The organism is Variovorax sp. F042 (assembly GCF_057814215.1).
In genome coordinates, this window is the sequence record NZ_JBVASX010000113.1 from 1 (window position 1) to 255 (window position 255).

Genomic DNA, 255 nt, shown 5'->3' on the forward strand with positions numbered 1-255 from the left:
ACAGCGTCCGAGTCCGAGGCCGATCCGCAAGTCAGCCTGCACGGCGAACACCTGGCCTACGTCATCTACACCTCAGGCTCCACAGGCCGCCCCAAGGGTGCAGCCATTCGCCATCAAGCCCTGTTCAACTGCATGGCCTGGATGCAGGAGTTCTACACCCTCGCAGGCGCTGACACGGTCCTGCACAAGGCCCCCTTCGGCTTCGACGTGTCGGTCTGGGAGATGTTCTGGCCGCTGACCTCTGGTGCCAGACTG

Annotated in this window: 1 protein-coding gene; it reads left to right on the plus strand. The window is 63.5% G+C overall.

The genetic code is table 11. The features are described from left to right. Positions 1-255 (plus strand): AMP-binding protein (locus ACZYSP_RS35650; protein ID WP_489019284.1); only part of this gene is annotated, 255 nt, incomplete at both ends.